Consider the following 996-nt stretch of genomic DNA (forward strand, 5'->3'; position numbering starts at 1 on the left):
TGGTTTGGATAACCTTCCTCCTATTCCGGCAGGTTATGGCGTTTCCGGCCTGGATCCGAATATCCCTACAACGAACCAGGGAACTGCTCCGGCTGCTAAATTGAATCCCGGAAAGATTATTTATACGAAGGATTTAATCTTTAAGGGCGGTAGTCATGGCAGTACATTGTCGATCATTCCCGAGGAAAAGGCAAAGGAAATGGCTGACAAGCTACCGGAAGTACCGAAGAGTCCTTCGAACCACTTTGAAAACTTCTTACTTGCCTGTCAGGGGGTTGAGAAAACACGTTCACCGTTTGAAATCAATGGAGTGTTGAGTCAGGTATTCTCATTGGGAGTAATGGCGCAACGTTTGAATACACAGTTATTCTTTGACCCTCGTACAAAACAGATTACTAACAATGAATTTGCCAATTCGATGTTGGCGGGATTACCACCGCGTAAAGGATGGGATGAATTTTATAAGTTGTAAATGTTGAATTGAAAGACTTATTCTATATCTTTTTTGAATACCATATTTTGATATTCTCTAAAGATATAGAATAGTATAATCTATGTAATATGTGTAAAAAAGACAGAATATAATAGTTTTGGATGATATACACTAGATGTAAAATTTAAGATAGGGATATAAAGATTACCAACAGATTGATTGGAGTTGATTCCAAGTGTCGTTTATTTATCTGGATAAAATATACAATCACTATCCATGTTTATGTTTGAAAGTGAGTAATCAAAATACTCATATAATTACCTTTATTTCTTGAATAGTGGAATGAAGTATCGATAAAATCCTAAATCAGACAAGTATGAATTTCGTGATTATTGAGTAACGAGATCATAAATATAATATTGGGAGGAAAATATTTTTCTTTCAATACTAAGCTTATACTCTTTCTGATAATATTTATATCCCTATTGATTAATAAATAAAAATCTATCATTATGCTAAAGAAGATATTTATACTATTATCTTTTTTTCCTTTTCAATTGCTT

At 33.5% G+C, this 996-nt stretch carries 1 pseudogene; it reads left to right on the plus strand.

The features are described from left to right. A pseudogene (locus JCM17102_RS21025) lies at positions 1-472 on the plus strand (gfo/Idh/MocA family oxidoreductase); the annotation flags it as partial. Positions 473-996: the final 524 nt, after the last annotated feature.

It is taken from the genome of Bacteroides faecichinchillae JCM 17102, from assembly GCF_000614145.1.
Taxonomy (GTDB): Bacteria; Bacteroidota; Bacteroidia; order Bacteroidales; family Bacteroidaceae; genus Bacteroides; species Bacteroides faecichinchillae.